General features: G+C 61.7%; 31 protein-coding genes, 1 tRNA gene and 2 pseudogenes. 21 read left to right on the top strand and 13 right to left on the bottom strand.

The window, feature by feature from the left end; all coding sequences use genetic code 11:
• Positions 1 to 35: 35 nt before the first annotated feature.
• The gene (locus NKH60_RS22485; protein ID WP_352873385.1) at positions 36 to 614 is read right to left on the bottom strand and encodes a DUF2059 domain-containing protein; all 579 of its coding nucleotides are present in this window, start codon (positions 612 to 614) and stop codon (positions 36 to 38) included.
• Positions 601 to 1332 carry a ribose-5-phosphate isomerase RpiA gene (gene rpiA / locus NKH60_RS22490; protein ID WP_352448900.1) on the bottom strand — a complete coding sequence of 244 codons (732 nt, stop codon included), beginning with the start codon at positions 1330 to 1332 and terminating at the stop codon, positions 601 to 603. Before rpiA ends, NKH60_RS22485 begins: the two co-directional genes overlap by 14 nt.
• Before the next feature lie 144 nt (positions 1333 to 1476).
• On the opposite strand from rpiA, the gene NKH60_RS22495 reads away from it, so the two are divergent.
• Complete coding sequence (locus NKH60_RS22495) at positions 1477 to 2160, top strand: phosphoglycolate phosphatase (protein WP_352873387.1); 684 nt, start codon at positions 1477 to 1479, stop codon at positions 2158 to 2160.
• Positions 2161 to 2263: 103 nt separating this feature from the next.
• A tRNA-Val gene (locus tag NKH60_RS22500) sits at positions 2264 to 2338 on the top strand.
• 34 nt (positions 2339 to 2372) lie between these two features.
• Here NKH60_RS22500 and NKH60_RS22505 read toward each other — a convergent pair.
• Complete coding sequence (locus NKH60_RS22505; protein WP_023717618.1) at positions 2373 to 2585, bottom strand: hypothetical protein; 213 nt, start codon at positions 2583 to 2585, stop codon at positions 2373 to 2375.
• A 258-nt stretch (positions 2586 to 2843) separates the two neighbouring features.
• On the opposite strand from NKH60_RS22505, the gene NKH60_RS22510 reads away from it, so the two are divergent.
• Entirely contained in the window at positions 2844 to 3095 is a 252-nt protein-coding gene (locus tag NKH60_RS22510; RefSeq protein WP_023675031.1) for a PepSY domain-containing protein, read from the top strand.
• A gap of 127 nt (positions 3096 to 3222) precedes the next feature.
• A complete protein-coding gene (locus tag NKH60_RS22515) occupies positions 3223 to 3699 on the top strand; it encodes a hypothetical protein (RefSeq protein ID WP_352471936.1) in 477 nt (158 codons plus the stop codon).
• Between the two features lie 11 nt (positions 3700 to 3710).
• On the opposite strand, the gene NKH60_RS22520 is transcribed toward NKH60_RS22515, so the two are convergent.
• Both NKH60_RS22520 and NKH60_RS22525 read right to left on the bottom strand, forming a co-directional pair.
• Complete coding sequence (locus NKH60_RS22520) at positions 3711 to 5603, bottom strand: L,D-transpeptidase family protein (RefSeq protein ID WP_352873389.1); 1893 nt, start codon at positions 5601 to 5603, stop codon at positions 3711 to 3713.
• Between the two features lie 219 nt (positions 5604 to 5822).
• Complete coding sequence (locus NKH60_RS22525) at positions 5823 to 6569, bottom strand: 3-oxoacyl-ACP reductase family protein (RefSeq protein WP_352774103.1); 747 nt, start codon at positions 6567 to 6569, stop codon at positions 5823 to 5825.
• A gap of 98 nt (positions 6570 to 6667) precedes the next feature.
• Between NKH60_RS22525 and NKH60_RS22530 the strand changes: the two genes are divergently transcribed.
• Positions 6668 to 7282 (top strand): TetR/AcrR family transcriptional regulator, encoded by a 615-nt coding sequence (locus tag NKH60_RS22530; protein ID WP_352471884.1) that lies wholly within the window; start codon positions 6668 to 6670, stop codon positions 7280 to 7282.
• 33 nt (positions 7283 to 7315) lie between these two features.
• Here the strand turns inward: NKH60_RS22530 and NKH60_RS22535 are convergent, their stop codons facing one another.
• Entirely contained in the window at positions 7316 to 8224 is a 909-nt protein-coding gene (locus tag NKH60_RS22535) for an alpha/beta hydrolase (RefSeq protein WP_352682765.1), read from the bottom strand.
• A gap of 47 nt (positions 8225 to 8271) precedes the next feature.
• Between NKH60_RS22535 and NKH60_RS22540 the strand changes: the two genes are divergently transcribed.
• On the top strand, positions 8272 to 8724 hold the full coding sequence (locus NKH60_RS22540) for a MarR family winged helix-turn-helix transcriptional regulator (protein WP_254817243.1): 453 nt from the start codon (positions 8272 to 8274) through the stop codon (positions 8722 to 8724).
• Positions 8725 to 8750: 26 nt separating this feature from the next.
• Here the strand turns inward: NKH60_RS22540 and NKH60_RS22545 are convergent, their stop codons facing one another.
• Positions 8751 to 9362: a pyridoxamine 5'-phosphate oxidase family protein gene (locus NKH60_RS22545; RefSeq protein ID WP_352873392.1), complete on the bottom strand. Its 612-nt coding sequence runs from the start codon at positions 9360 to 9362 to the stop codon at positions 8751 to 8753.
• Positions 9363 to 9521: 159 nt separating this feature from the next.
• Here NKH60_RS22545 and NKH60_RS22550 point away from each other — a divergent pair, with 159 nt between their 5' ends.
• A complete protein-coding gene (locus NKH60_RS22550; RefSeq protein ID WP_023675023.1) occupies positions 9522 to 9950 on the top strand; it encodes a nuclear transport factor 2 family protein in 429 nt (142 codons plus the stop codon).
• Between the two features lie 24 nt (positions 9951 to 9974).
• On the opposite strand, the gene NKH60_RS22555 is transcribed toward NKH60_RS22550, so the two are convergent.
• Positions 9975 to 10328, bottom strand: coding sequence for a gamma-butyrobetaine hydroxylase family protein (locus NKH60_RS22555; protein ID WP_023717628.1), 354 nt, complete (start codon positions 10326 to 10328; stop codon positions 9975 to 9977).
• 199 nt (positions 10329 to 10527) lie between these two features.
• Here NKH60_RS22555 and moaA point away from each other — a divergent pair, with 199 nt between their 5' ends.
• Both moaA and NKH60_RS22565 read left to right on the top strand, forming a co-directional pair.
• Positions 10528 to 11523: a GTP 3',8-cyclase MoaA gene (gene moaA, locus NKH60_RS22560; RefSeq protein ID WP_352681223.1), complete on the top strand. Its 996-nt coding sequence runs from the start codon at positions 10528 to 10530 to the stop codon at positions 11521 to 11523.
• Between the two features lie 94 nt (positions 11524 to 11617).
• The gene (locus NKH60_RS22565; RefSeq protein ID WP_352873395.1) at positions 11618 to 12052 is read left to right on the top strand and encodes a hypothetical protein; all 435 of its coding nucleotides are present in this window, start codon (positions 11618 to 11620) and stop codon (positions 12050 to 12052) included.
• An 8-nt stretch (positions 12053 to 12060) separates the two neighbouring features.
• Here the strand turns inward: NKH60_RS22565 and NKH60_RS22570 are convergent, their stop codons facing one another.
• Entirely contained in the window at positions 12061 to 12813 is a 753-nt protein-coding gene (locus NKH60_RS22570; RefSeq protein ID WP_352873396.1) for a hypothetical protein, read from the bottom strand.
• 197 nt (positions 12814 to 13010) lie between these two features.
• On the opposite strand from NKH60_RS22570, the gene NKH60_RS22575 reads away from it, so the two are divergent.
• The 11 genes and pseudogenes from NKH60_RS22575 to NKH60_RS22625 all read left to right on the top strand — a co-directional run bounded on the left by NKH60_RS22575 (position 13011) and on the right by NKH60_RS22625 (position 21079).
• Positions 13011 to 13367: a hypothetical protein gene (locus tag NKH60_RS22575; RefSeq protein ID WP_352448884.1), complete on the top strand. Its 357-nt coding sequence runs from the start codon at positions 13011 to 13013 to the stop codon at positions 13365 to 13367.
• A 122-nt stretch (positions 13368 to 13489) separates the two neighbouring features.
• Complete coding sequence (locus NKH60_RS22580) at positions 13490 to 14410, top strand: DMT family transporter (protein ID WP_352873398.1); 921 nt, start codon at positions 13490 to 13492, stop codon at positions 14408 to 14410.
• Positions 14411 to 14468: 58 nt separating this feature from the next.
• Positions 14469 to 15098, top strand: coding sequence for a molybdenum cofactor guanylyltransferase MobA (mobA, locus tag NKH60_RS22585; RefSeq protein WP_352834916.1), 630 nt, complete (start codon positions 14469 to 14471; stop codon positions 15096 to 15098).
• Positions 15095 to 15604 carry a molybdopterin-guanine dinucleotide biosynthesis protein B gene (gene mobB / locus NKH60_RS22590; RefSeq protein WP_352471893.1) on the top strand — a complete coding sequence of 170 codons (510 nt, stop codon included), beginning with the start codon at positions 15095 to 15097 and terminating at the stop codon, positions 15602 to 15604. Before mobA ends, mobB begins: the two co-directional genes overlap by 4 nt.
• Before the next feature lie 212 nt (positions 15605 to 15816).
• Positions 15817 to 16599 (top strand): ABC transporter substrate-binding protein, encoded by a 783-nt coding sequence (locus NKH60_RS22595; RefSeq protein WP_352471894.1) that lies wholly within the window; start codon positions 15817 to 15819, stop codon positions 16597 to 16599.
• Between the two features lie 118 nt (positions 16600 to 16717).
• Entirely contained in the window at positions 16718 to 17431 is a 714-nt protein-coding gene (locus NKH60_RS22600) for an ABC transporter permease (protein ID WP_352471895.1), read from the top strand.
• Entirely contained in the window at positions 17428 to 18255 is an 828-nt protein-coding gene (locus NKH60_RS22605) for an ABC transporter permease (RefSeq protein WP_352502421.1), read from the top strand. Before NKH60_RS22600 ends, NKH60_RS22605 begins: the two co-directional genes overlap by 4 nt.
• A gap of 58 nt (positions 18256 to 18313) precedes the next feature.
• Positions 18314 to 19189, top strand: a pseudogene (locus NKH60_RS22610) (NAD(P)-dependent oxidoreductase); the annotation flags it as partial.
• Between the two features lie 9 nt (positions 19190 to 19198).
• Positions 19199 to 19903: a DNA alkylation repair protein gene (locus tag NKH60_RS22615; protein ID WP_352873401.1), complete on the top strand. Its 705-nt coding sequence runs from the start codon at positions 19199 to 19201 to the stop codon at positions 19901 to 19903.
• The gene (locus NKH60_RS22620; protein ID WP_352540522.1) at positions 19863 to 20444 is read left to right on the top strand and encodes a GNAT family N-acetyltransferase; all 582 of its coding nucleotides are present in this window, start codon (positions 19863 to 19865) and stop codon (positions 20442 to 20444) included. Before NKH60_RS22615 ends, NKH60_RS22620 begins: the two co-directional genes overlap by 41 nt.
• A 62-nt stretch (positions 20445 to 20506) precedes the next feature.
• The gene (locus tag NKH60_RS22625; protein WP_352471902.1) at positions 20507 to 21079 is read left to right on the top strand and encodes a DUF3299 domain-containing protein; all 573 of its coding nucleotides are present in this window, start codon (positions 20507 to 20509) and stop codon (positions 21077 to 21079) included.
• An 11-nt stretch (positions 21080 to 21090) separates the two neighbouring features.
• Here the strand turns inward: NKH60_RS22625 and NKH60_RS22630 are convergent, their stop codons facing one another.
• From NKH60_RS22630 to NKH60_RS22645, 4 genes and pseudogenes are all read right to left on the bottom strand, one after another.
• Positions 21091 to 21582, bottom strand: coding sequence for an Lrp/AsnC family transcriptional regulator (locus tag NKH60_RS22630; protein WP_023675006.1), 492 nt, complete (start codon positions 21580 to 21582; stop codon positions 21091 to 21093).
• Between the two features lie 201 nt (positions 21583 to 21783).
• Positions 21784 to 22401 (bottom strand): annotated as a pseudogene (locus NKH60_RS22635) (uracil-DNA glycosylase family protein); the annotation flags it as partial.
• Between the two features lie 13 nt (positions 22402 to 22414).
• Positions 22415 to 23026 carry a glutathione S-transferase gene (locus NKH60_RS22640; protein WP_352471903.1) on the bottom strand — a complete coding sequence of 204 codons (612 nt, stop codon included), beginning with the start codon at positions 23024 to 23026 and terminating at the stop codon, positions 22415 to 22417.
• Between the two features lie 41 nt (positions 23027 to 23067).
• The gene (locus NKH60_RS22645) at positions 23068 to 23691 is read right to left on the bottom strand and encodes a thermonuclease family protein (RefSeq protein WP_352873404.1); all 624 of its coding nucleotides are present in this window, start codon (positions 23689 to 23691) and stop codon (positions 23068 to 23070) included.
• A gap of 75 nt (positions 23692 to 23766) precedes the next feature.
• On the opposite strand from NKH60_RS22645, the gene NKH60_RS22650 reads away from it, so the two are divergent.
• A complete protein-coding gene (locus NKH60_RS22650; RefSeq protein ID WP_352873406.1) occupies positions 23767 to 25281 on the top strand; it encodes a sensor histidine kinase in 1515 nt (504 codons plus the stop codon).
• The last annotated feature ends 3 nt before the right edge of the window (positions 25282 to 25284 follow it).

Genomic DNA, 25284 nt, shown 5'->3' on the forward strand with positions numbered 1-25284 from the left:
GTCCAGTGGCGGTCAGGCGGCCCGGAAGTCCGCAATCAATTCCGTGTAGCGTCCGCGGGAGCTGCGCCATCGGCCGGAGCGGTACCGTCGGCAGGTGCAGCCGGCGCCTTGGCATTCGCCGCCGCGCCCAGGGTCTCGCCGACCTGCTGGGCGAGATCGCGAGCCAGGCCGTTCTGCCAGATCTCGGCAGCCTTCACCAGTTCGCGCGTCACGATCGGGCCGTTGTCGAGCAGCTTCTTGCCGGAATCGGAATTGTAGAAGGCGGCGATTTCATTGAGTTCCTTTTCCGAGAATACCTTTGCATAGGCGAGCGCCGCTTCCTTTTCCAGGTCGGCGCGGCGCGATGCCAAGGCCATCGCCTTCTCGTTGATCGTCTTGGCGATCAGTTCCTGCATATCCGGGTTCTTCTGAATCAGCTGCTGCTCCAGTGCCGCGGCCGCTTGCGGCAGGATGCTGTCGAACGTATCCGTCGCATGGATCGCCGCGACGGCGGCGCGCGCCGCCTTCAAATGCGCATCGGTGACGTCCTGCGAAAACGCAGGCGACGAAAACGCGAAAACGGCCGAGGCCGCCAGAATGGCAAAAAAGCGGCCAACCCGGTTATGCAACATCATGATCGGTAAAACTCCCTGATTTTCGGGCGGCATGGACGGTTTGGATGCCGTCGCCGCCGGCTATGATGGCCGTTGATGCCAGCCCGATGAAAAGACCATGCTCGACCACGCCCGGAATGGCGTGGAGAGCATTCGAAAGCGCTCTTGTATCCGGAATGCGGCCAAAAGATGCATCGAGGATAAAATGGCCGCCGTCTGTAACAAATGGCTGGCTCCCCGTCATCCTCAATGTAACAGGGCCGGAAAGGCCAAGGTTCGCAGCCGCCGCGCCGACCGCAATTTCGGTGGCGCGCAGGCCAAACCGGTTGACTTCGATGGGCAGCGGAAAACGGCCGATCATCTCGACCATCTTGGAGCTGTCGGCGATGACGATCATGCGGGCGGAGGCCGCCGCGACGATCTTTTCGCGCAGCAGCGCGCCGCCGCCGCCCTTGACCAATGTCAGCGCCGGATCGATCTCGTCGGCGCCGTCGATGGTGAGGTCGAGCTCGGGGGTTTCCTCGAGGGTCGACAGCGGCACACCAAGCTCGCTGCAAAGGACGGCGGTGCGCTCCGAGGTCGGAACGCCGATGACAGTCAGGCCGGTGGCGACCTTGTCGGCGAGCAGCCGTACGAACTCGTCCGCTGTGGTGCCGGTGCCGATGCCGAGCCGCATGCCATCCGTGACATGGGCAAGCGCTGCCCGCGCGGCCTCAACCTTCAATTGCCTCGCATCCATGCCGGGTCCCGAGATTTGTTTCGGCGCTCGTAGCATTTTTGCCGGGCTGGTCAAAGGACCTTGCCCGCGGTGGATAAGCCGTCTTGCCTGAACGGGCCGCAGCGGTTATCGCCTGCCGGCAATCAAATCGTCACAGGACAGGCCATGACCCGACCGATCATCGTGTTCGACCTCGACGGGACGCTGATCGACACGGCGCCGGACCTGCTCGACAGTCTCAACCACAGCCTTGCCGCCAGCCAGCTCGCGGCCGTCGACGAAGCCGGCTTCAAGCGCTTCGTCGGCCATGGCGGCCGGGTGATGATCGAGCGTGCTCACGCAGCGCAGCACAGGTCGCTGGCAGTGGAGGAGCACGACCGCCTGCTCAAGCTGTTTCTGGACCATTACACCGTTAACATCCCCGGCAAATCGCGCCCCTACCCCGGCGTCCCCGAGGCGATCGCACGGTTCGAGGCAGCCGGTTACCTGCTGGCCATCTGCACCAATAAATACGAGGCCAATTCGGTGGCGCTGATCGAGGCGCTCGGTATGACCAGGCATTTCGCGGCGATCTGCGGTCAGGATAGTTTTCCGTTCCGCAAGCCCGACCCGCGTCATCTCACGCAGACCATCGCGCGCGCCGGCGGCGATCCGCACCGTGCACTGATGGTCGGTGATTCGCAGACCGACATCGACACGGCGAAAGCCGCCGGGATTCCGGTGGTGGCAGTCGATTTCGGCTACACCGATCGTCATGTGCGAGAGTTCGAGCCGTCGGCGGTAATCTCGCATTTCGATTCGCTGACGCTCGATCTGGCACAAAGACTGATGGCCGCGGCAGAGGGCTGAAAGCCGGTCATCGGGCGGACCGCCAAATGCCGACCGACAAGTGGTTGACTTAGCAGGCCGGCCTCCCTTATATCGCGGCGCGCTTGGCCTTCGGGCAACGAGCGGGCGATTAGCTCAGCGGGAGAGCACACCCTTCACACGGGTGGGGTCGCAGGTTCAATCCCTGCATCGCCCACCATTTGCTTTCCTGAATCAATTCCAAGCCAGAACGGCTAGCAGCTGCAGGTCGCGCCCTCGCCGCCAAAATTCTTTTGGGCGAAATTCAAGGCGCTGCTGTAGCTCGTATAGCTCTGGAACTGGCAAACGTTGGAGCCGGCCCGCACCTTCATCTGCTCGATATCCCAGAACGAAACCTCGATACGGTCGTCGGCGCAATAGACCGTATAGCGTTCAGGTTCCAGCGCCTCGGCCTTCTGCACGGGCATCGAAACGGCCGAGATGGAAAGTATGAAAAGTACAAATATGATGGCATGACGCATTTGCATGTAGACCCCCGAATGACCGCCGGCAGTATTATGGCCGCGATGTTGAGGCGACGCATCATGATTTTAAGCAGTCGCCGTGTTCTTTCGGCGGCCATAAATCAGGTACGGCCGGCGCCTCCTTGTAGCGCAACGCTCCGCGATCCCGGAACAAACCTGCATGGAAACGAGTTTCTGCTCATCGAAATGTGAGGGAAAGCCATGTCCAGACTTGTTTTGGCGGCCGCCGTGCTGCTTGTCGGCGGATCGGCCTTTGCCGCGGACGAAAATCCGGTGCCGCCGCAGAATGCCAAGAAGCTGTCGGAAATCATCGCCAAGGTCGAGCAGCGCGACGACTTCCGCTACATCAAGGAAATCGATTGGGACAGCGATGGCTACACCGTCATTTATTACACGAGCGACAAGGCCAAAGTTGAAATCACCTATGATCCGGTGACAGCCGCGCCGAAATGAAGCTGGCCGCCAACGGTCCAGATTCTAAAAAATGGCGCGCCTCGAAGGCCCCCGGCCTTCGGCACACGCTTGCGTAGACATGACTTTGATGGCTGACTGGGTGCTATCATTGCGCGCGGGGGTGGGCATGGCGGCGGTAAAGCACGTATTGAAACGCTTTCTGATGATGCTCGCGGGTTATTTCATAGCGGTACTGGTTGGGCTGATCGCGGTGGCGGCGATCTATGGCGGGCTGAGTTCGCTGCCAAATGCGCCGAATTATTTCGACGTCATGGGTGTCACCCCCATTGCGGTGCTGCTGTTGCCGCCGCTCGGCATGTTCATCTATTTTCTGACGATCGTGCTGACCGGCCTGCAGACGCTGATCTTCGCACTGATTGCCGAGTTTTTCTCGCTGCGCAGTTTTTGGCTGCACATGGTCTTCGGCGCGGCGGCCGCTGTTGGCGGCTTCGCCTTGATCTGGCCCAGTGTACCGGATGACACGAACCCGGAGCGCTGGGCCGATATCGGCATCATTGCCGCCGCAGGCATTGTCGCGGGCCTGGTCTATTGGCTCATCGCCGGACGCGATGCCGGTTTCCGGCGCCCACTGTTTCAGCGCTAGAACCGCATTCGTCAGCTTGCCGGCGAACGCACCGCTTCCGTGCTGTCGAGCGCCTGCTGCAGCCTTGTATCGCGGCCGTAGACGTCGTTGAAATATTCGACCTTGCCGGACAGGTCCGGCCACGCGGTGAAATAGGCGACATAGACCGGGATCTTGCGTGTCACGTCCTCGGTCGAATGTCCGTGTTTCAGTTTGTCCTCGATGTAGTCGACCGAGGTGCCGAGCACGGCAGCGGCCATGCCGCGCGGATCCTGCAAGCGAACGCAGCCATGGCTGAGCGCACGCATGTCGCGCTGGAAAAACGACTTCTGCGGCGTGTCGTGCATGTAGATTGCATGCTTGTTGGGGAACAGTATCTTCAGCTCGCCCAGCGCATTGGCCTCGCTCGGCAGCTGGCGCACGCCGTAGGGTATCTTTGCGCCGTAGGCGCCCCAATTGACCGAGGACGAGGGAATGCGCTTGCCGCGGGCATCGACCACCTCGTAGCCGGCGCGGTCGAGATAGCCAGGATCCCGGCGCAGCCGCGGCAGCATCTCGTTGACCAGGATCGACTGCGGCACGCCCCAATAGGGATGGAAGTCGACCTGCTCTATCTGGTCATAGAAGAACGCAGTCTGGTTGGTGGGCCTGCCAACCACGGCGCGGGTCTTCAGCTTCTCCTCGCCATCATCGATATAGCTCGCGGTGAAAGCCGGCTGGTTGATGAAGACGCGCGGGCTGCCAAGGTCGGAAGGCAACCAGCGCAACTCTTCGAGCGCAACCCGAACCTTCTGAACTTTGTCGGCCTTGGACGTTCCGGCCAACGATGCAACGGTACGCGGGCCGATGACGCCGTCGCCTTTCATGCCGGCCCGTTTCTGCACCGCCTTGATCACCGGCACCAGCTCCGGATCGTAGACCTCGCTGGTAGCGAGCCTCGCCAGGACCTCGCCATAGGCGCCGCCCATCTCGTCATCGAGATTGCGCGCGATCTTTGTCAAAAGCTTCGGCAGCTCGGGGCTGGTCTGCCCCGGCTTCAACAGCAGATCGGGATCGATGGTGATTTCGTCTTCGGCGCTGGCCTGGAGCGCTTCCAGTTCGACGCGCAGCGCCTGATACTCGGAATTCTGTGGATGCCGTGACTCGAGATAAGTGCGCACTTGCTGGGTATGGGCCAGCGTCTTCAGCACCCCTTCCATGTCGAGCGGCTTCGGCGGAAAATCGTAGTAGCCGGTCATGCGGTTGGGATCGACGCGGCCGCTTTGTGCGTCACGGGCGTAGCGCAGGACACGCGCCGACAGCGCCATCTCGAAGCGGACCAGCTCTTTCAGGCGTTCATCGACATTGCCCGCCAATGTGCCTGCTGCCGGAACTTCGACGGTGTAGTCGGCGGGCGTCAGGCCGTAGCTCGCGGCCTCGCCCAGCACCCGCACGGCATCCTGGGCACGGCTGCTGGGACTGGTTCCCGTCACCCAGATGAAATCCGGATTGGCCGAGTAATAGGCGATCAGCGCCTTGGCGATGTCCTTCTCGGCGTAGAGGTCATAGCCGTCGAGGCCGGCAATGGCTTCGCGGAATGCAGCCCCAGTGGCCGCCGGCTCGAAAGCAGCGTCCTGAGGCGTTGCCGGTTCAGGCGCTGCCGACAGTGCCGAAAAATCGACGCGCACCAGCGGATCGCTCTTGTAGGTATAATAGGACGGGCCGCTGATTTGCGCACCACCACCGGAAGCGGCCGGCGCCTTGGGCTTCGGCTTGTATTTTGACGGTGGCGGCGGAAAGTCACCTTTCGGCGGTGCGTGTTTGACGCCGCCGCCGAAAAGCATGTCGAAGAACCCTTGCGCTTCAGCCTTCGGCGCCCCGAAGGCCAGCATTGCCGCGGCCACCGCAAACGGCAGCACGGTTGCTTTGTTTCCAAGGACTTTCATGGATCACCCGCTCCGGTTGAACCGGATCCCGTTCCGCACCGCTTTCACGGTCTCGCCCACCGCATGGCGGATGTAAGGCGTGACTACACTGATTCATACTGATTTCGTTAAGCTTTCATAAATTTCGGAACGTCTGTTGCAGAACGGTTTCACAAGATCGTGACGGGTTGAGTCAATCCGTCATCGCCCCCGATAATGATAGTGCCCGTGAGCCAAGCCTCAAGCGTTGGCGCCACCGTCGATGGTCAATGCCGTGCCTGTCACGAAGCGCCCTTCGGGACCGGCAAGCCAGGCGACCATGCCGGCGATCTCGTCGGCCGTGCCGAAGCGAGGCATCGCCATCTTCTGGCGCTGATGCTCGGCGTGCGGGCCGGCTGCCGGATTCATGTCGGTATCGGTCGACCCCGGATGGACGACATTGGCGGTGATTCCGCGCGGACCGAGATCGCGTGCAAAGGCCTTGGTCAGGCCAACCAAGGCAGCCTTGCTGGCCGAGTAGGCGCTCAGGCCGGCGTCCGTGGCACGCTCGGCCAGATTGCTGCCGATCGAGATGATCCGGCCACCCTCGCCCATATGCGCTGCTGCCGCCTTGGCGGCGACGAACGGGGCTCTGAGGTTGACCTCCATCGTCTCGTCGAAATCGGCAAGCGACAGGGCATCGATCGGCGCAGCGCGCCAGATGCCGGCGCTATTGACCAGGATGTCGAGCCGTCCGAAGGCTGTTGCTGCCTCATCGACTGCCGCCTCGATCGCCCCAGCATCGCGATTGTCGGCCTTGATGGCAAAGGCCCGGCCGCCGGCCGCCTCGATTTCCCTGACCACCGCACGCGCCCCTTCCTCGCCATTCACATAGGTGATCGCCACGCCTGCGCCGTCGGCCGCGAGCCTTCTTGCGATCGCCGCACCAATGCCGCGGCTGCCGCCGGTGACGAGGGCGGCCTTGCCGTTCAAGCTTCTGGATGACATCTGCTTCTCCATTTTGTAGTGATTGATACATAAATATCTGCCAGCCTTGCTGAACCACGTCAACGGAATTATGTATCGATCAATACAGAAAGAATGCCATGCCGGAACGAGGCCGCCCCCGCACCTTCGATCGAGCCGCCGCCTTGCGGCGCGCAATGGAAGTGTTTTGGGCCAAGGGTTATGAGGGCGCGTCGATAAGTGACCTGACCGCTGCAATGGGCATCAACTCACCCAGCCTCTATGCCGCCTTCGCCAGCAAGGAAGCGCTGTTTCTCGAGGCAACCGAGCTTTACACGCGGGTCGAGGGAACCGAGATCTGGTCCGCGCTGGAAAAGGCGCCGACCGCGCGCGAGGCCGTCGAACGGTTCCTGCGGCAGACTGCCAGGGCCTATTCACAGACCGGTCGTCCGCAAGGCTGCCTTATCACGCTCGGCGCATTGCACCAGGATTCAAGCCGCGGCGCCATCTGCGATGATCTGCGCCGTCGCCGCGCCGAAAACCGCGAAGCCTTGCTGAGACGCCTCGAGCGTGGCGTCGCCGAGGGAGAGTTGCCGGCCGATTTCGACTGCGGTACGGCCGCGACCTTCTACGCGACCGTGCAGCACGGCATGTCGATCCAGGCGCGCGACGGCGCGTCGCGCTCGGCTCTTCTGGCGACGGTGGCCGGGGCAATGGCGGCTTGGATAGCGATGGCCAGCACCGGGGCAGCGTGACGTCGAACCCGGCTGACAAGAACGATATTCAGGTCACTGCAGAGACGGCTCGAGCCTGCCGGCAACGAAGCCAACGGCACGCTCCGCCACACCCCTGTCGGCGAGAATGCGGCGGTGGCCGAGCCCGTCGGCCCAGTAAAGCCGCACATGGTCGCCGGCGCGCGTGTAGAGCCTTGCATGCTCGGCGGACACTTCGCGGTCGTCCGGCGCGTGGATCACCAGCGTCGGCAGCGGCGTGCTTGCGAGCTGGCGGTCACCGGTGAACTCGTGCAACGGCCGGCCGGCGATGCGCTCGACCCGGTCGGCCATGGCGGCCTGCGAGCGCGAGCCGACATTCAGCATGCGGCTGAAATCAGCGAAGATCGCCGGCAGCGAGCTCGGCGCGGCGATAAGCACCAGCCGCCCGGCCGCCAATCGCGGGATGTTCCTGATCGAACCGGCGACGGCGTTGGCGGCAACGGCCCCACCGAAGGAATGGCCGACAATGGCCGCAAACGGCCCGAACCATTCGCCGGCAACCCGTGCCGCATCGACCGCGCTGACCAGGGTAAGCCGGCGGCCCTGCGACTGGCCGTGGCCCGGCAGATCAAGCGAGACCACCTTGTAGCCGGCATCGCGATAGGCTTCGATCAGCGTGCGCATGTATTCGGTGCGCGAACGCCAACCATGGATGACGAGCACGGTGCCGGCAGCCGCCCTGCCCGGCTCGGGCCGGAACTCATGCACCATGACGCAGCCGGTTCTGGTCTTTAGCCGATGATGGCGTGCCTGGGTCATGAAATCGGCGGCGCGGTCGATTGCGCGGCGCTCGCCTTCGCTCAGGCTTTTCTCGTGCGGCGTGCGGCAGAACAGCTCGAATGCAGCACGCCCGGTGAGTCGCGGTGCCACATGCTCAGCCACGCCGAACGTGCCGCGGATGACCTTCAGTCCAAATGATGCCATAGTGGCGATCCATTCATTGGTTCAAGCATGAACATAATAGTTCAAACATGAACATTAAGCAAGACCTGCCCTGGGACAACCCGCGTTTTCGCAACTGGGTCGCGGTGGCGCGCGCCTGCCATGTGCTGGAACGCACCCTGGCGGTGAAGCTTGCACCGCTCGACCTGAAGCCGGCGCAGCTCGACGTGCTGATGAACCTCTACCGTCATCCCGGCATGTCGCAGCACGACCTCGCTCGCCGGCTGCTGGTCGGCCGCTCCAACATCACCATGCTTTTGCCGCAGCTGGAGACCCGCGGCCTGCTGCGCCGCGAGGGCGATGAGAAGGACAAGCGCGTGCTGCGGCTGACGTTGACCGAGGCCGGCGAGGCACTGCTGATGCAGGCGCTGAAGGTCCATATGGCGCTGATCGAGAAGGCGATGAGCCAGTCGACACCGGAACAATGCGACATGATCGGCGAACAGATGCGTAGGGTTGCCGAGGTTTTGAAGACCGCCTGACAGCCCAGTGCTCCACCACCAATGCTTCACCACATCGATTTTTTCGCGCGCTCTGGCCGTTCCTTGTCGTAGACCTCGCCGTCAATGTTCTTGCGGCTGGTGATTTCCAGGATTTGGCCGGGAGTCGGCAGCGATCTCGGGTCGACATGCCTTGCCGGATTCCACAGTTCCGATCGGTGGATGGCGCGGGCGCACTGGAAATAAACCGCATCGATCTCGATGATCGTCACCGAGCGCGCCGGCTTGCCCTCGACGGCGAACGAGGCGCAGAGCCCGGTATCGGTGGTGATGTGGGCGCGGCCATTGACGCGCAGCGTCGTGCCGGAACCCGGCACCAGGAACAGGAGCGCGACGCGCGGATCGCGAAGGATGTTCCTTAGCGAATCGGCACGGTTGTTGCCGCGCCGGTCCGGCATCATCAGCGTTTTCGGATCATGGATGCGGACGAAGCCGGCGAGATCGCCGCGCGGCGAGCAGTCCAGCCCTTCTGGCCCGCAGGTTGCGAGCGCGGCAAACGGCGAAGCCTCGATGATAGCTGCGTATTCGCGAATCAGCTGGTCGAGTTCCTTGACCACCGACGCCTCGCCGGGCAGGCCATAGAGCGCTTCAAGCTGTTCGATGCTGGTGGTCATGGACATGTTTTCGTCTCCAAAGCTTTGCCGGCGCTACTCCAGATGGATGACGTTTTCACGACAAATGCCCGTTTGCCGGTCATCAGGAAACGGGTGTCGAGGCAACGCGAACAGGGGCAAACCGCTTTACCTGCATGATCGTGCCAACGGATACGGAGGTCAAAAATGGATAAACCGCTCGACCGGCGACGCACCGCCATGGAACTTATTGAAAACATGTTCAATGTTGAAATGCGTTTCCTGCAATCAGGGTCGGAGAGCCTCGATGTGCTTGCCGGCGCATTTCATGCCGAGATTGTCGTGCATGAGCCGCGCTCCCTGCCCTATGCCGGTGACTGGAACGGCCTCGACGGCGTTGGCGCCCTTTTCCGCAAAATGCGGGAAATCTGGAGCGACGTGGCGGTGGAGGACCTTCAGGTCGCCCAAAACGATGACACGGTGTTCATGAGCTGCTCGCTTTCGCTGACATCGCGGGCCAATGGTGCAACCATCAAACAGCCGTTTGCCGAAGTCTTGCGCTTCAAGGATGACCGGCTGATCGAAGGCACGCCGTTTTATCACGACACCAGCGAGATACTGGCGATCCTGCGTTGACCTGAGAGTCCTGCGGGATCCCATTCAACGGTCGCGGCTCAGCCCCTTCTCTTCCAGTTCGGCGAGATAGGCGGCCCAGCGTGCATCCTTCTCATGACCCAGCGTATGCAGGTAATTCCAGGTGAAGATGCCGGTATCATGGAAATCGTCGAAGGTGATGCGCACGGCATAATTGCCGACCGGCTCGATCTTCAGAATCGCTACATTGCGCTTGCCGGGAACGGTGACGCGCTGTTCGGGCGAATGGCCCTGCACCTCGGCCGATGGCGAGGCGACGCGCAGCAGCTCGGCCGGCAATTCGAACGGCTGATGGCCAGGAAAGGTGACGGAAAGCAGCTTGCGGTCCTTCGAGACCCTGAGTTCCTTGGGCGCTGTCATGGTGGTGGATCCTGCGGAGAACCGCCCTTCCCTACGCCGCTTCGCGTCGAGGGAAAAGGCCGCATGGAAAGTTCCGACATGATCTGTCGGCGTCGGAATGTTACCGATGATCGCGAGCTTCTATCTTGAATGGCAAGTTGGCTCGTATCACATAGCCATATATAACGAAGCCGTTCACGGCCACGGAAAGCGCATACGCATGGATATGATCGATCCTTTCGGTCGCACGATTACCTACCTGCGCGTGTCGGTCACCGACCGCTGCGATTTCCGCTGCACCTATTGCATGGCCGAGGACATGACGTTCCTGCCCAAGAAGGACCTGCTGTCGCTGGAAGAGCTCGACCGGCTCTGCACGGTCTTCATCGAAAAGGGTGTGCGCAAGCTCCGCCTCACCGGCGGTGAGCCGCTTGTGCGCAAGAACATCATGCACCTGGTACGCCAGCTTTCGCGGCATCTCGAGAGTGGTGCACTGGAAGAGCTGACGCTGACCACCAACGGATCGCAGCTTTCCCGCTTTGCCGCCGAGCTCGCCGACTGCGGCGTCAAGCGCATTAACATCTCGCTCGATACGCTCGATGCCGACAAATTCCGCCAGATCACCCGCTGGGGCAATCTGGACAAGGTCATGGACGGCATCGACGCCGCGCAGGCGGCCGGGCTAAAGGTAAAGCTCAACGCCGTGGCGTTGAAGGACTTCAATGACGCCGAATTGCCGGAAATGCTACGCTGGGCGCATGGCCGCGGCATGGATCTGACGGTCATCGAAACCATGCCGATGGGCGAGATCGACGCCGACCGCACCGACCAGTATTTGCCGCTGTCGCTGCTGCGCGCGGCTCTCGAACGCCAGTTCACGCTAAGCGACATTCCCTACAAGACCGGTGGCCCGGCCCGCTATGTCCAAGTCGCCGAGACCGGCGGGCGGCTGGGCTTCATCACACCGATGACGCATAATTTCTGCGAAAGCTGCAACCGGGTCCGGCTGACCTGCACCGGCACCCTTTACATGTGCCTCGGCCAGGAAGATGCGGCCGACCTGCGCGCGCCGCTGCGTGCGTCGGAAGGCAACGAGCTGGTCGCCGATGCCATCGACGAAGCAATCGGCCGCAAGCCCAAAGGCCACGACTTCATCATCGATCGCCGCACCAACCGTCCGTCGGTGTCGCGGCATATGAGCGTCACCGGCGGCTGATTTTTCGCCGATTTCGTGCAAGAATAATCGCCTTGGTATCGGCGCGAGGCAAGGCGTGCAGCGGTTTTTTGCAGTCCTGACGTTTTTCGGAGTGATGGCGGGGACCACGGCAGTTGCCGCGCCATTTACCTATACGAACGAGCGCTTCGGTACCATCTGCACCTTTCCGGATGAAATCTTCACTCTTCGCCAGCCTGAGCCGGACAATGGCGATGGACAACAATGGCTCACTGCCGATGGCGCCAGCCTGATCTGTTCGGGTATCCTCAACATCGATGATGACACCCCGACAGCCTTCGTCTCCGCCGAGAGGGCCAGCAAGGAACCTGGCTACAGGATCACCTACAGCAAGACCGGCAAGGACTGGGCGGTGCTGTCGGGCATCAAAGGCGAGAACATCTTCTACGAGCGCCGCCTGTTCGGAAAAGACGGTGTCATCCATACGGTCTGGATCGAATATCCGCCTACCCTGAAATCGAAATACGACCCGTTCGTCGGAGCCATCGCCGGCAGCCTCAAAGGACCATGAGCATTCGGTCACATCTGGAGCATTCGCAGCCTGATAATCAAGGCTGGCGCGTAGTCATATCGTACGGCAAGCCATTTTTTGCCGCTGCCATTGGCCTGGAGGAAATGTTGCTCGGCCACTTCGTGATTGTCGCCGCCCCTGGAAATGACGAAATCGGAGGCCGTGAACCGCCCTTCGACCTCGGGGCCGAAGCCGACGAAACCAAGCGGCTGGAACAGGAGTGAAATCTTGCCGTCCTCCTCACCACCAAAACTCCAGGCGGGCATGATCCCTGCCGGGAAACGGGTGTCCATGGAGACATACTTCCAGCGGCCCTCCACCCGGTCATAGCTCAAATAGGCTATCCGCTGGAAGTCCGGCATTTTCGACCCGGGCGCCGGGCGCATCACCTCCTGCATGAAGGGACCGATCATCGTGCGCTCGGCCACCAGCCCGGTCATGACGATCGGCTGCGCACCGGGCGTTGGCCAGATCGTGTTGACGACGGACCATTTCCCGGCGCGGCGAGCGAGCTCATCCGCTTCGTGACCCGGCGTGGACATCCGTTCGACTGCCGACGCCGAAGCGCCGTTCTCGGCGAACGCAGGCGCTATCGCCATGAGGATGACCGCCAGGGCAGAAGAGAACCGGAAAGCCGACGAAACATGCCGCCTGCTGCCTGTGCCAAGCCAGTCCGCATTGCCTCGTGCATTCATCATGGACCATCTCCCCAACACGATCAGAAGCTTACAATGACCAATTTGGTGAATCTTGCCGAGCAAATTTGATCTCGTCGAAATATTTCCTCGAGCCGCAATGTGATAAATTTGCCCTCCGGACCTATCCTTTAGAACGGCACCTTTTTTGGGGCCACACCCAGAAAAGGTCTCGTCCGCAAACGGTCACCGGATTTACCGCAAGCCCATTCGGGCCTAGCCTCTGCTCTGGAGCGGTTCTTCGCCCAGTGGGGGAATACGATATGCGCAAACTCATTCTTTCTCTTGCATTGCTCAGCCTCGCGGCCCTGCCCGCGGCGGCTCAGTCGATCGGCGGCACCTATGCCGTGGCCGGCACCAATTTCGATGGGTCGTCCTATGGTGGCGACGCGACGATCACGCTGACCAGCGAGACGACCTGCACGATCCATTGGGAGACAGGCGGCTCGTCCTCGGACGGTATCTGCATGCGCAATGATGATGCCTTCTCCGCCGGTTATGTCATGGGCAAGGCGGTCGGTCTTGTCGTCTACAAGGTGCAGGACGACGGCTCGCTGCGTGGCCTGTGGACGATTGCCGGCAAGGAAGGCAACGGCACTGAGGTACTGACGCCCAAATAAGCCCTGCCGCTCTTGCGCGACAGATGTTACGGGCCATAGAAAGGCTGTGGCCCAGCCCTTTGACGTTGCTGTTTTGCGGGTGCCTGCTAGACGCTTGCTGCAGGACTCACCCGGTAATCGCCTTGCCTCTTTCGCCAAACCTGCGCGGCGCGTTGTTCATGATGGTGGCCATGGCTGGTTTCACCCTCAACGACGCTATCACCAAATTCTCGTCGGAATCGATGAACATGGCGCAGGTCATGCTGATCCGCGGCGCCTTCGCTTCGCTTTTCGTTGGCCTGCTTGCGTGGCAACGCGGCGCGCTTGCCCGGCCAGGTTCGATGCTGCAGCCGACCGTTGCGCTGCGCGTCGCCGGCGAGGCCGGCGCCACGGTGTCCTTCCTGGTTGCTCTGGCGCATCTTCCGATCGCCAATGTCTCCGCCGTGCTGCAGGCGCTGCCGCTGGCGGTGACGATGGCCGCAGCGCTTGTGTTCAACGAGGGCGTCGGCTGGCGGCGCTGGCTGGCTATTGCCGTCGGTTTTGCCGGCGTGCTGATCATCGTGCGGCCGGGCTTCGAAGGGTTCAGCGTCTTTTCTCTGCTGGCGCTGGCCAGCGTGGCATGCTGTGCAGTGCGCGATCTCGCCACAAAGCGGATACCGCAGGCAATTCCGACATTGCTGGTGTCGAGCGCCACCGCCCTTGCCATGACGTTTCTGGGCGCGGCATTGCTTTCACCGATGGGCGGTTGGACACCGATGACAGGACAAAGCACGGCGTTCCTGGCGCTGGCGGCGGTGCTCGTGCTCATCGGCTACCACTTCATCATCACGGCGATGCGGGTGGGCGATATCTCCTTCATCGCGCCGTTCCGCTACACCGCCCTGCTCTGGTCGATCCTGCTTGGCTTCACGATCTTCGGCGATGTCCCGGATCTGCCGATGATCCTCGGTGCCACGATCATCATCGGCTCAGGCCTCTATGCACTCTACCGCGAACGGATCGTCGGCCGGCGAAAAACAGCCGCCGAAAGCACTGGACCGGACATGGCGCCGGACGGCATATAGAGTGACTGTCGACGACTGTCTGATTTGAAAACTGGATTTTGGGTCTGGGCAGCAAACGATGGGCCGACATATCGCAGGGATCATTCTGGCCGGCGGCCGGTCGAGCCGGATGGGCGGCGGCGACAAGACGCTGCTTGCGCTTGGCGACGGTACCCTGCTCGACCGTGTCGTTTCGCGCCTTGGCCCGCAGGTCGGTCCGCTTGCGCTAAACGCCAATGGCGATCCGACACGGTTTGCCGCGACGGGGCTTCCGGTGCTTGCCGACACCGTCAAAGGTTATGCCGGGCCGCTTGCCGGGATACTGACCGGCCTCGAATGGGCTTCCGACACGACTTGTCAGGCGCTGGTCACGGCTGCCGGCGATACGCCTTTCCTGCCCAAGGATATGGTCGAGCGGCTGCTCGCGGCAGCCTATGCGCGCCCGGGCTCTATCGCGGTCTCCTGTTCCGGCGGCAAACGGCATCCGACCTTTGCACTCTGGCCGCCAGGGTTAGATCAGGCCTTGCGACAATTTCTCGTCGAGGAAGACAACCGGCGCGTTGCGGCGTTCATCGACCGGCACGGTTTTGTCGAGGTAGAATTTCCCATCCTGAAATCCGGCGGGGCCGAGATCGATCCGTTCTTCAACATCAACACCCCCGACGACCTTGCCCAGGCCGCGCATCTGTTGCGGAGCATCGAGCCATGAAAAGACGTGTCTTCGGCATCACCGGCTGGAAGAACTCCGGCAAGACGACATTGACCGAAAAGCTGGTGGCCGAGTTCGTCCGGCGCGGCTGGAAAGTGTCGACGGTAAAACACGCCCATCATGATTTCGACATCGACAAACCCGGAGCGGACAGCTTTCGCCACCGGCAGGCGGGAGCAGTGGAGGTCGCGGTCGTGTCGGGCAGGCGCTGGGCGCTGATGCACGAATTGCGCGGCGAGGACGAGCCGACGCTGGACGCGATCCTGTCACGGCTGGCACCCTCCGATATCGTGCTGGTCGAGGGTTACAAGCGCGAGGCGCACAAGAAAATCGAGACGCGACGGCTCGAGGCCAAGGACCGGACACCGCTCTCGGCAGGCGATCCACACATTGTCGCCATCGCGTCCGACTTCCACATTGTCGGCGAAGACCTGCCGGCCTTCGATCTCGACGACACGAATTCGATAGCTGACTTCATCGAGCGCGCCACCGGCCTGACGCGCTGAGATCGCGGCCGCAGGGGGCTTCCGGCCACTTTCTCTCCATTCAGGCGTTTGACCCAGCGTCACCGTTTTCTGAACATGACCTTCCCTCAAGCGACGGTTTTGCAGTTGCTTTTTCTTGGGAAAGAATGGGAGTATCGCGCCAGCGGGCGGTCAAAAGCACCGCCCACAGAGCCGTTCGGGAACGACGGCCGGGACCAACAGAGAGGACCATTATGCGTATTGCACTGCGTATCGCGCTCGCCGCTTCGGCTGCGCTGCTGACGCTTGGCGTTGCCCAGGCGCAGGAAAAAACCTTGAGGATCGGCACCGAGGGAGCGTATCCGCCATTCAACAACCTCACCGCCGACGGCCAACTCGTGGGCTTCGATATCGACATCGCCAAGGCGCTTTGCGACGAGATGAAGGTGAAGTGCACCTTCGTCGCGCAGGACTGGGACGGCATCATTCCAGCCCTTCAGGCAGGCAAGTTCGACGCCATCGTCGCGTCGATGTCGATCACGCCGGAACGCGCCGAGAAGGTCGACTTCACCCACAAATATTACAATACGCCGCCGGCGATCGCCGCGCCCAAGGACACCGACATCAAGGGTGTCACCAAGGAAGATTTGGCCGGCAAAACGATCGGCGTGCAGGCGTCCACCACGCATTTCAACTATTCGACCAAGACTTATACCGACAGCACCGTCAAGCCGTACCCGACCGCACAGGAATACCAGCTCGATCTGGCCAATGGCCGGCTCGATGCCGCCAACGACGACGTCGTCGTGCTGCAGCAATGGCTGGATTCGCCGGACGGCGCCTGCTGCAAGCTGGTCGGCACAATCAAGCCGGTTATCGAAATCCACGGTCCGGGCGCCGGCATTGCCGTGCGCAAGGGCGAGACCGATCTGGTCAACCAGTTCAATGCGGCGATCGACGCCATCCGCGCAAACGGAAAGTACAAGGAAATCAACGACAAATACTTCAAATATGACGTTTATGGCGGCGAGTCCTGATCGACCGACATAGGAGGACGTGAACGGCGGGAGATTCCCGCCGTTCTTATAAGGACGCCGCGCACGAGGGGTGATGCGGTACGGGTCTCGAAGAGCCTCAAGGAGAACAGGCAGGCGGATGCAGAGCGCACTGACGCTTCTCAGTTGGGGACCCGAAGGCTGGCTCGACGACATCGCCGCGGGTGTATTTGTCACGGTATGTCTTGCGCTGGCCACTCTGCCTTTCGGGCTGACGCTCGGCTTTTTCGTGGCGCTGGCCAAACAATCGGAAGAGCCGTCGCTGAGACTGGCCGGGAACATCTACACCACGATTTTTCGCGGAATACCCGAGCTGCTCACCCTATTTCTCATCTTCTTCGGCATCCCATTGATCCTGCAGTACATTGTCCGGCTGGTGAGCCCTGGCACCTCCGCCGACGTCAACAGCTTCGTCGCCGGCATGATCGCGCTGTGCTTCATTTTCTCCTCTTATTCCAGCGAGGTGTTTTTATCCGCATTCCGCGCCATTCCAAAAGGGCAATATGAGGGAGGCTATTCGGTTGGCCTGTCCAGCGGCCAGACGATGCGGCTGATCGTGTTGCCGCAGTTGATCCGCATCGCGTTGCCCGGACTTGCCAATCTCTGGCTTATCCTGCTCAAGGACACCGCGCTCGTCTCGGCCGTCGGGCTCAACGAGATCCTCCGGCAGAGCGGGGTTGCCGCTCGCGTCACCAAGCATGCCTTCCTGTTTTACGGTTTTGCCGGCCTGATCTATCTCCTGCTGGCGATCGTCTCCTCCTTCGGCATCAATGCGATCGAACGAGCGGTCGGCAGCAGCGAGGTCAAAAGATGAGCCTGGCCACCGACACGCTGAAGGTCGACCGGCCGCCGCCGCCCGCACGCGGCTGGTCGCGCCAACGCATCCTCGGCCATGTCCTGGTCGGCCTGTGGATCGCTCTCGGCATCGGCATGGTCGTCTACCTAGTCGCTGCTTGGAACCCGGAGTTCTTCCAGAAATATGCACCCGGCTACATATCCGGCCTCGGCATCACCCTGTTGCTGGTTGCCATCTCGATTGTGCTTGGCGCGATCCTGTCGGTGCCGATCGCCTATGCACGTATGTCGAAGAACCCGATCCTCTCGGGGTTTGCCTATGCCTATGTCTATTTTTTTCGCGGCACGCCGCTGTTGGCGCAGACCTTCCTGGTCTACTACGGATTGGGCTCCTTCCGGCCGGAACTCGAGATGGTCGGCCTGTGGGGCTTCTTCCGCGAAGCGTTCAACTGCGCGATCTTCGCCTTTTCGCTGAATACGGCCGCGTACCAGGCCGAGATTTTGCGTGGCGCGATCGAGAGCGTGCCGAGAGGCCAGTGGGAAGGTGCCGCCTCGCTCGGCCTGCATAAACTACAGACGATGTGGAAAATCATCCTGCCGCAGGCGCTGATTGTGGCGCTACGCCCCTATGGCAACGAGATCATCCTGATGATCAAGGGCTCGGCAATCGTCGCCATTATCACGGTCTACGATTTGATGGGCATCACCCGGCTCACCTATGCGCGCACCTTCGACTTTCAGTCGTATATCTGGGCGGCGATCATCTATCTGATCATCGTGGAAACATTGCGCCACGGCGTCGAGTGGATCGAACGGCGCATCACCATCCACCTGCACCGCTGACTCCCATCGCCTTGCCTGATCCGGTAAGAAGACCGCAAAGCAGGCTTCTAAGGGATTCGAAAACATGGCTTCGGTGGCATTTCTTGGTCTTGGCGTCATGGGTTATCCGATGGCCGGACATCTCAAGAACAAGGGCGGTTACGATGTCACCGTCTACAATCGTACCAGCGCCAAGGCCGAGCAGTGGGTTGCCCAGCATGGCGGCAGCCTCGCTGCAACGCCGGCAGAGGCGTCCGAGGGAACGGACTTTGTCTTTTCCTGCGTCGGCAATGACGACGATCTGCGTTCGGTGACGACCGGCGCCGCAGGCGCGTTCAGCTCCATGAGGAAAGGCGCCATCTTCATCGACAATACGACCGCATCGGCCGAAGTCGCGCGCGAACTGGCGCAGCACGCGCAAGCGCTCGGCTTTTCGTTTCTGGATGCCCCGGTCTCCGGCGGCCAGGCAGGCGCCGAGAACGGCGTGCTGACCGTGATGGTCGGCGGCGAGCCGGACGCCTTCGACAGGGCCAAGCCAGTCATAGATGCTTATGCCCGCATGGTCGGATTGATGGGACCGGCCGGGGCTGGCCAGCTCACCAAGATGATCAACCAGATCTGCATCGCCGGCCTCGTTCAGGGCCTGGCCGAGGGCATCCATTTCGGCAAGAAGGCAGGGCTCGACATCGAAAAGGTCATCGAGGTGATTTCCAAGGGTGCGGCCGGTTCCTGGCAGATGGAGAACCGGCACAAGACGATGAATGCCGGCAAATATGATTTCGGCTTCGCCGTCGACTGGATGCGCAAGGATCTTGGCATCTGCCTCGCCGAGGCCGACCGCAATGGCGCCAAACTGCCGGTGACGGCACTTGTCGACCAGTTCTACAAGGACGTGCAGGCGATGGGCGGCAAGCGCTGGGACACGTCCTCGCTGCTGGCGCGGCTGGAGAAATAGGACTTCACCGTGGCCGAGCTTTCGCCTCAATCCAGCGCCGATGAAATCGTTGCTCATCTGCGCTCGATCGCCTCGGAGGAAAATCGGCTTGGCATGCTGCGCTACGGCATCAAGATCGAACGTGCGCTCGGTATCTCGCATGGCGTGCAGCGGCAGATTGCCAAGAAAATCAAGCGCAACCATGAGCGTGCCTTTGAGCTTTGGCAGACAGGCATCATGGAGGCGCAGTTCATCGCTTCCGTGACAGCCGATCCGGAGCGGTTCTCCGCCGCGGATGCAAGACGATGGGCGGCGACTTTCGGCTCGTGGGATATCGTCGACGGGGTCTCCGATCTCTTTGTCGATACGGATTGCTGGAAGGAATTGATCGCCGAATTCGCGGTCGACGAACGGGAATTCGTTCGACGCACGGCTTTTGCGATGATGGCCTGGTCGGTGGTCCACCGGAAGAAGGAACCCGAGACGACCTTCCTCGAATTCTTGCCGATCATCGAAGCGCATGCGACCGACGCCCGCAATTTTGTGAAGAAGGCCGTGAACTGGGCGCTTCGTTCGATCGGCAAGCGATCGATGAATTTGCACGGCCCTGCCCTTGCCGTGGCGCTAAAACTGGCGGCCTCGACAGACAGGACCGCACGCTGGATCGGCAAGGACGCCGTGAAGGAACTTTCCGATGCCAAGACGCTCGAGCGGCTCGCCGCCAGAAAAGCTTGACCTGAGCGAAGTGCGCTTCACGGAGGTGAAGCAATCGACGCGCGCCGATTTCGAAAACCTGTTCGAGCAACCCGGCGGGCCGAAATACTGCTGGTGTATGGCTTGGCGCAATCTCGACCGCCGCGAGCATGTCGAGAACGACGAGACGAAACGCGCGATGATGACGCTGATAGACGCCGGCACGCCGGTCGGCATTGTCGCCCAGATCGATGGCCGGACCGTCGGCTGGTGCTCGATTGCGCCGCGCGAGACCTACCGCAAGCTGTCACGGCAGCAGGACGATAGCGAGATGGGCATCTGGTCGATCGTCTGCTTCTTTGTGCCGAGAGCGTTGCGCGGCGGCGGGCTGGCAAGCGCATTGCTCGACGCGGCCATCGATCACGCCTTTGCCAAAGGCGCCAGGACGATCGAAGCCTATCCCGTCGACCAGGCTTCGCCGAGCTACAGCTTCATGGGTTTTCGCGACATGTTCGTCGCCCGCGGCTTTCGCGAGATCGGCATGACCGGCTCACGCCGGCATGTGATGCGGCTTGAGCGTTGACCTGTGAGGCAGCGGCAGCTTTACTTGATGTCCGCAGATCAAGGCTCAACGGCGGAGCAGCGATGAGCAACCGTTTTAAATCAGGCACGATCATGGCAACTGCCTTGTTGGCGTCCGCGATCGCGGCAAGCGCTTCCACTGGGACCACGCACATTTTCTGGAAGGATCTGCGCCCGGCTACCCAGGCAGCCGCCGAAAGCGTCGGACTGCCGATGATCGCGGCCAAAATGCCGGATCGTGGCGAGACGCTCTCACTCGACTTGCAGGACAAGACCGTGCAACTCGCAGGCTATGCGCTGCCGGTCGACCGCGATGGTGATCTCGTCTACCAATTCCTGCTGGTGCCGTGGACGGGAGCCTGCAGCCACATGCCGACGCCGCCGCCCAACCAGATCGTCCTCGTCACGCCTGCACAGCCTTACAGGATGTCCGAGGCCTACCAGCCGGTTTCGGTGACCGGCGCATTACGGCCGGGCATGGAGAAGAGCCAGCTTTTCATCCTCGACGGCGTCAGTGTCATCCAGTCGGGCTACACCGTGCGCAAGGCCGAGGTGGTTAACGTCGACGCCGTGCCGGACACGATCACGCTGCCGGTCAACTCGCCCTGGAGTTTCCTCAACAAAAAGAAGAACTAAACAGAAAAATCTCAGGCGGCGTTGGCGCCGGACTCCTTGTCGAGCATCATGTAATCCAGCGGCATCTCGGTCGTGTATTTGATCTGCTCCATGGCGAAGGAAGACGACACGTCGCGGATCTCGATCTTGGCGATCAGCCGCTTGTAGAAGGCGTCGTAGGCGGCGATATCGGGCACCACGACGCGCAAGAGATAGTCGACGTCGCCGCTCATGCGATAGAATTCGACCACTTCCGGGAATTCCTGGATGACCTCCGAAAAGCGCCGCAGCCATTCATGGCTGTGCGAATTGGTGCGGATCGAGACGAACACCGTTACCCGCACGTTGACCTTTTCATGATCGAGGATGGCGACGCGCCGCTTGATGACGCCCTCTTCCTCGAGCTTCTGGATGCGCCGCCAGCACGGCGTCGTCGACAGGCCGACCTTCTTGGCGACGTCGGCGACTGCAAGCGTCGCATCCTCCTGCAGGAGGCGGAGAATTTTTCTATCAAGGCGGTCCATTGGGTGCTCCCCTGATGCAAGTCGTCCAAGTGCGCAGCGGCCTTGGCACAACGACATGCATAAAAACAAGAATTTAACGCGCGTCCCCTCATGCGCGGCGCGCTTCGAGGAATGGATTACCATAATCCCTCTTGCTCGAGCCTATTACAAGAAAGAAATTCTGCCGCATAGTGCGAAAGCGAGTGATTTCTTGCTGAATGCCTAGCCGAGGCGATAGCGGATTTCCGATCTCAGAAAGGGCAGCAAATCCATTTCAAACCATGGATTGCGCTTCAGCCAGCCGGTGTTGCGCCAGGACGGGTGCGGCAGCGGCAGGACTTTCGGGTCGGTTGCCGCCGCCCAGATGGCACGCCAATCCATGACCGTTTCCGTCAGCGAGGGACGGCGCGCCGCGCCCATATGCCAGCTTTGCGCGTAGATGCCGATCATCAGCACCATATCGACTTGCGGCATCAGCGCCATCAGCGATGTGCGCCAGGCCGGCGCACATTCGCGGCGCGGCGGCAGGTCGGCGCCCCTGGCGTCCTGACCGGGAAAGCAAAAGCCCATCGGCACGATGGCGAATTTGTCCGTGTCGTAAAATTCCTCGCTGCCGACGCCCAGCCAGCTTCGCAGCCGGTCGCCGGAGGCGTCGGTGAACGGCATCCCTGTAATGTGAACCTTGGTACCCGGCGCCTGGCTGGCGATCAGGATACGCGCACTCGACGATGGCCTGAGCACCGGACGCGGCTGGTGCGGCAACGGCCTGCCGGCCGGGTTATCGACGCAGATGCGGCAGGCGCGTACCCTCGCCGCCAAGGCTTCCAGCTCTTCGCTCATTCGGAACTCGTTGTCAGGCGGCGGCACTCGGCCGGCTGGAGATGTCCCGATGCCAGCGCAGCACGTTCGTGCACTCTTCGGGTACCTTGATGCGAGCCGGCTTCATGAAGTCGATGGCGACCAGCCCGGTGATGTCGGCGATCGAATAGGCATCGCCGGCGACGAATTCCCTGCCGGCGAGCTCAGTGTCCAGAAATCTCAGGAATTCGATCGCCTTCGGCTTGTTGGCCTCGCCCCATTCGGGGATTTGCGGGATCTCCCATTCCCTCATTGCGGGGTGGATGTGCCGGAACGCCGCAGCGACGCAGCCGAACAGATTGAACTCCACACGTCTTTGCCACATCTCGACGATCGCCTTGCCGAGCGCGCCACGCCCGAACAAAGCCGGCTCGGGGTGCAGTTCCTCGAAGTAACGACAGATTGCGACGGATTCGGTGATGACTGTGCCGTCGTCGAGCTCGAGCACCGGCAGACGCTTCAGCGGATTGCGCGAGCTGACCGGCTGCTCTTTGTGCTCCAGCGCGCCCATGTCGACGGGCACCAGCGGAACCTGAAGTCCCTTTTCGGCCAGAAAAATCCGAACCCGGCGTGGATTGGGCGCGCGCCCGCCGTCGAACAGCTTCATCTCTATCCTCCTCGTCCGTCTCGACGAACTATAGGCACAGCTCACCAGAAGCGAAAAATTTCGCGCAAGGCGTCGCCGATCGACGCCAAGGTACCGTGCTTTCTTTCAACCAGCTCGTGGCCGTGGCTCTCGCGCCAGTTCTTCGGCTCGTCGAAAGTTCCGCCCCAGATGCCGGCTTTGCCCGCGCGCGCAGCAGCTTCCTCGGTCTCGAAATCGCCAAAGGCGACCGCCCAGCCGGCCTCGACCTGTGCGCGGTTGAGATCCTCGCCGCCGGCCTTGCAGTCGCCGAGCAGCCTGCCGTAGCGGTCCCGCTGCCAGCCGCTGCAGGAGACGGCTTTGCCGGCGATCAACCGCACCAGGGACTGCCGCGCGAGCTTGCCGCAAGGATAGTCGGCACCGTCCTTGCGGCAGATCTGCGAATATTCCGGCGCGTCGATGCCACGCATGCGGATGCGCTCGCCGCCGAGCGTGATGCTATCGCCGTCATTGACAGTGGCCGCGCCCTCCGTCTTGCGCGTCTCGATCCGGTCGAGTCGCGCCGCCAGGAGGATCGCCAGGCCGAGCACGATGAGTGTCAGCCCATAGTCCATCAGTCGGCGCCACAGGCTTCGCGGACGCGGCGCATAGTATCGCTGGCGCGGCCATCGCGACCACGAACGGCTCATATGGCAAACCGTTGGTTAATCATTCGAACGTAGCTTAACGATTTGAAATTGCTGCCCGCGTAAATTGAAGACTTCATGCCCCTGCAACGCTCGACCATGGCAGACAAGTTTATTGTGGACCGCAGAAAACGCCATCGCAACAGCGATGTCGCGCGCGCGGTGCGCAAGACGCGCGACCGTCTTTCGCAGCAAGCCGGAAATCCCGACTTCGACCGCGAGCTGTTGAAGCTCCACGCGCTTTCGATGACCGGCGGCGTGATCGTCATTCCGCTGCTCATCCTGGCAACGGCCGCGGCAGGCTTGTTCGCGGGCATCGGCAAGGAGATCGGCGTCTGGGCGCTGTTCACATTCATCTGCTATACCATCGTTGCATTCATGGCCAGACGCGTCACTCAAGCGTCCGAGCTCAACCCGCTGGAAACGCATAGGGATTTCCTGATCGGCCATTTTCTGTGCGGGCTTGGCTGGGCCTGGTTCGCATGGCTCGGCTGCGAAGCTTGCCAAATGGATCAGTTCCAGGTCGCCAAGGCGGTGGTGCTGCTGCTCGCCATGTCGGCAACCGCGATCCTGGCCTCGTCCCTGCGCGGTGCGCTGTTGGCGACCTTCGCCCTCCCGGTCGCCATCTATGCTTATGCCAGTGCGAAATTATGGATGCCGGTCGAGGCGATCATGGCAGGCTTGCTGATCTCCTCGTTGCCTTTCTTCGCCTATGTAGCGCGCCAGCTCAACCGTTCCTCGCTGATGCTGCTGTCGTTCCGCTCCGAAAAGGATGCGCTGATTGCCGAACTGGAGACGGCGAAATCGATGTCGGACGAGGCACGGCGGCGGGCGGAAGACGCCAATCTGGCGAAATCGCGTTTCCTGGCCTCGATGAGCCACGAACTGCGCACACCGCTCAACGCCATTCTCGGCTTTTCTGAAGTGATGGCCAACGAGGTGCTCGGCCCGATGAGCAACCCGACCTATCGCGACTATGCCCGTGACGTGCACGACTCCGGACAGCATCTGCTCGACCTGATCAACGAAATTCTCGATTTGTCGCGCATCGAAGCGGGCCGCTACCAGCTCAACGAGGAGCCGATGATGCTGCTCTCCGTCGTCGAGGATTGCTGCCACATGATGGAGCTGAAGGCGCGCAACAAGGACATCCGCATCGTCCAGGATTTCGAAAACGCCTTGCCGCGCTTGTTCGCCGACGAACGCGCGGTGCGGCAGATTGTGCTCAACCTGTTGTCCAATGCCATCAAGTTCACCGCCACCGGCGGCGAAATCCGCGTGCGCGTCGGCTGGACGGCGGGCGGCGGGCAATATCTCTCCGTCAAGGACAATGGGCCGGGCATACCGGAAGACGAGATTCCGATCGTGCTTTCGGCCTTCGGCCAGGGCTCGATCGCCATCAAGAGCGCCGAACAGGGCACCGGGCTTGGCCTGCCGATCGTGCAAGGCTTGCTGGCCATGCATGGCGGCGAATTCCAGCTCCATTCCAGGCTGCGCGAAGGCACCGAGGCGATCGCCATCTTCCCGCTGAGCCGGGTGATGGAGGAACTGCCGGCGCTGCCGACCAAGGCGGTTGCCTCGCGCCGGCGCTGAATG

The sequence above is a fragment of the Mesorhizobium sp. M1006 genome (assembly GCF_040318825.1).
In the GTDB taxonomy this organism is placed as follows: domain Bacteria; phylum Pseudomonadota; class Alphaproteobacteria; order Rhizobiales; family Rhizobiaceae; genus Mesorhizobium.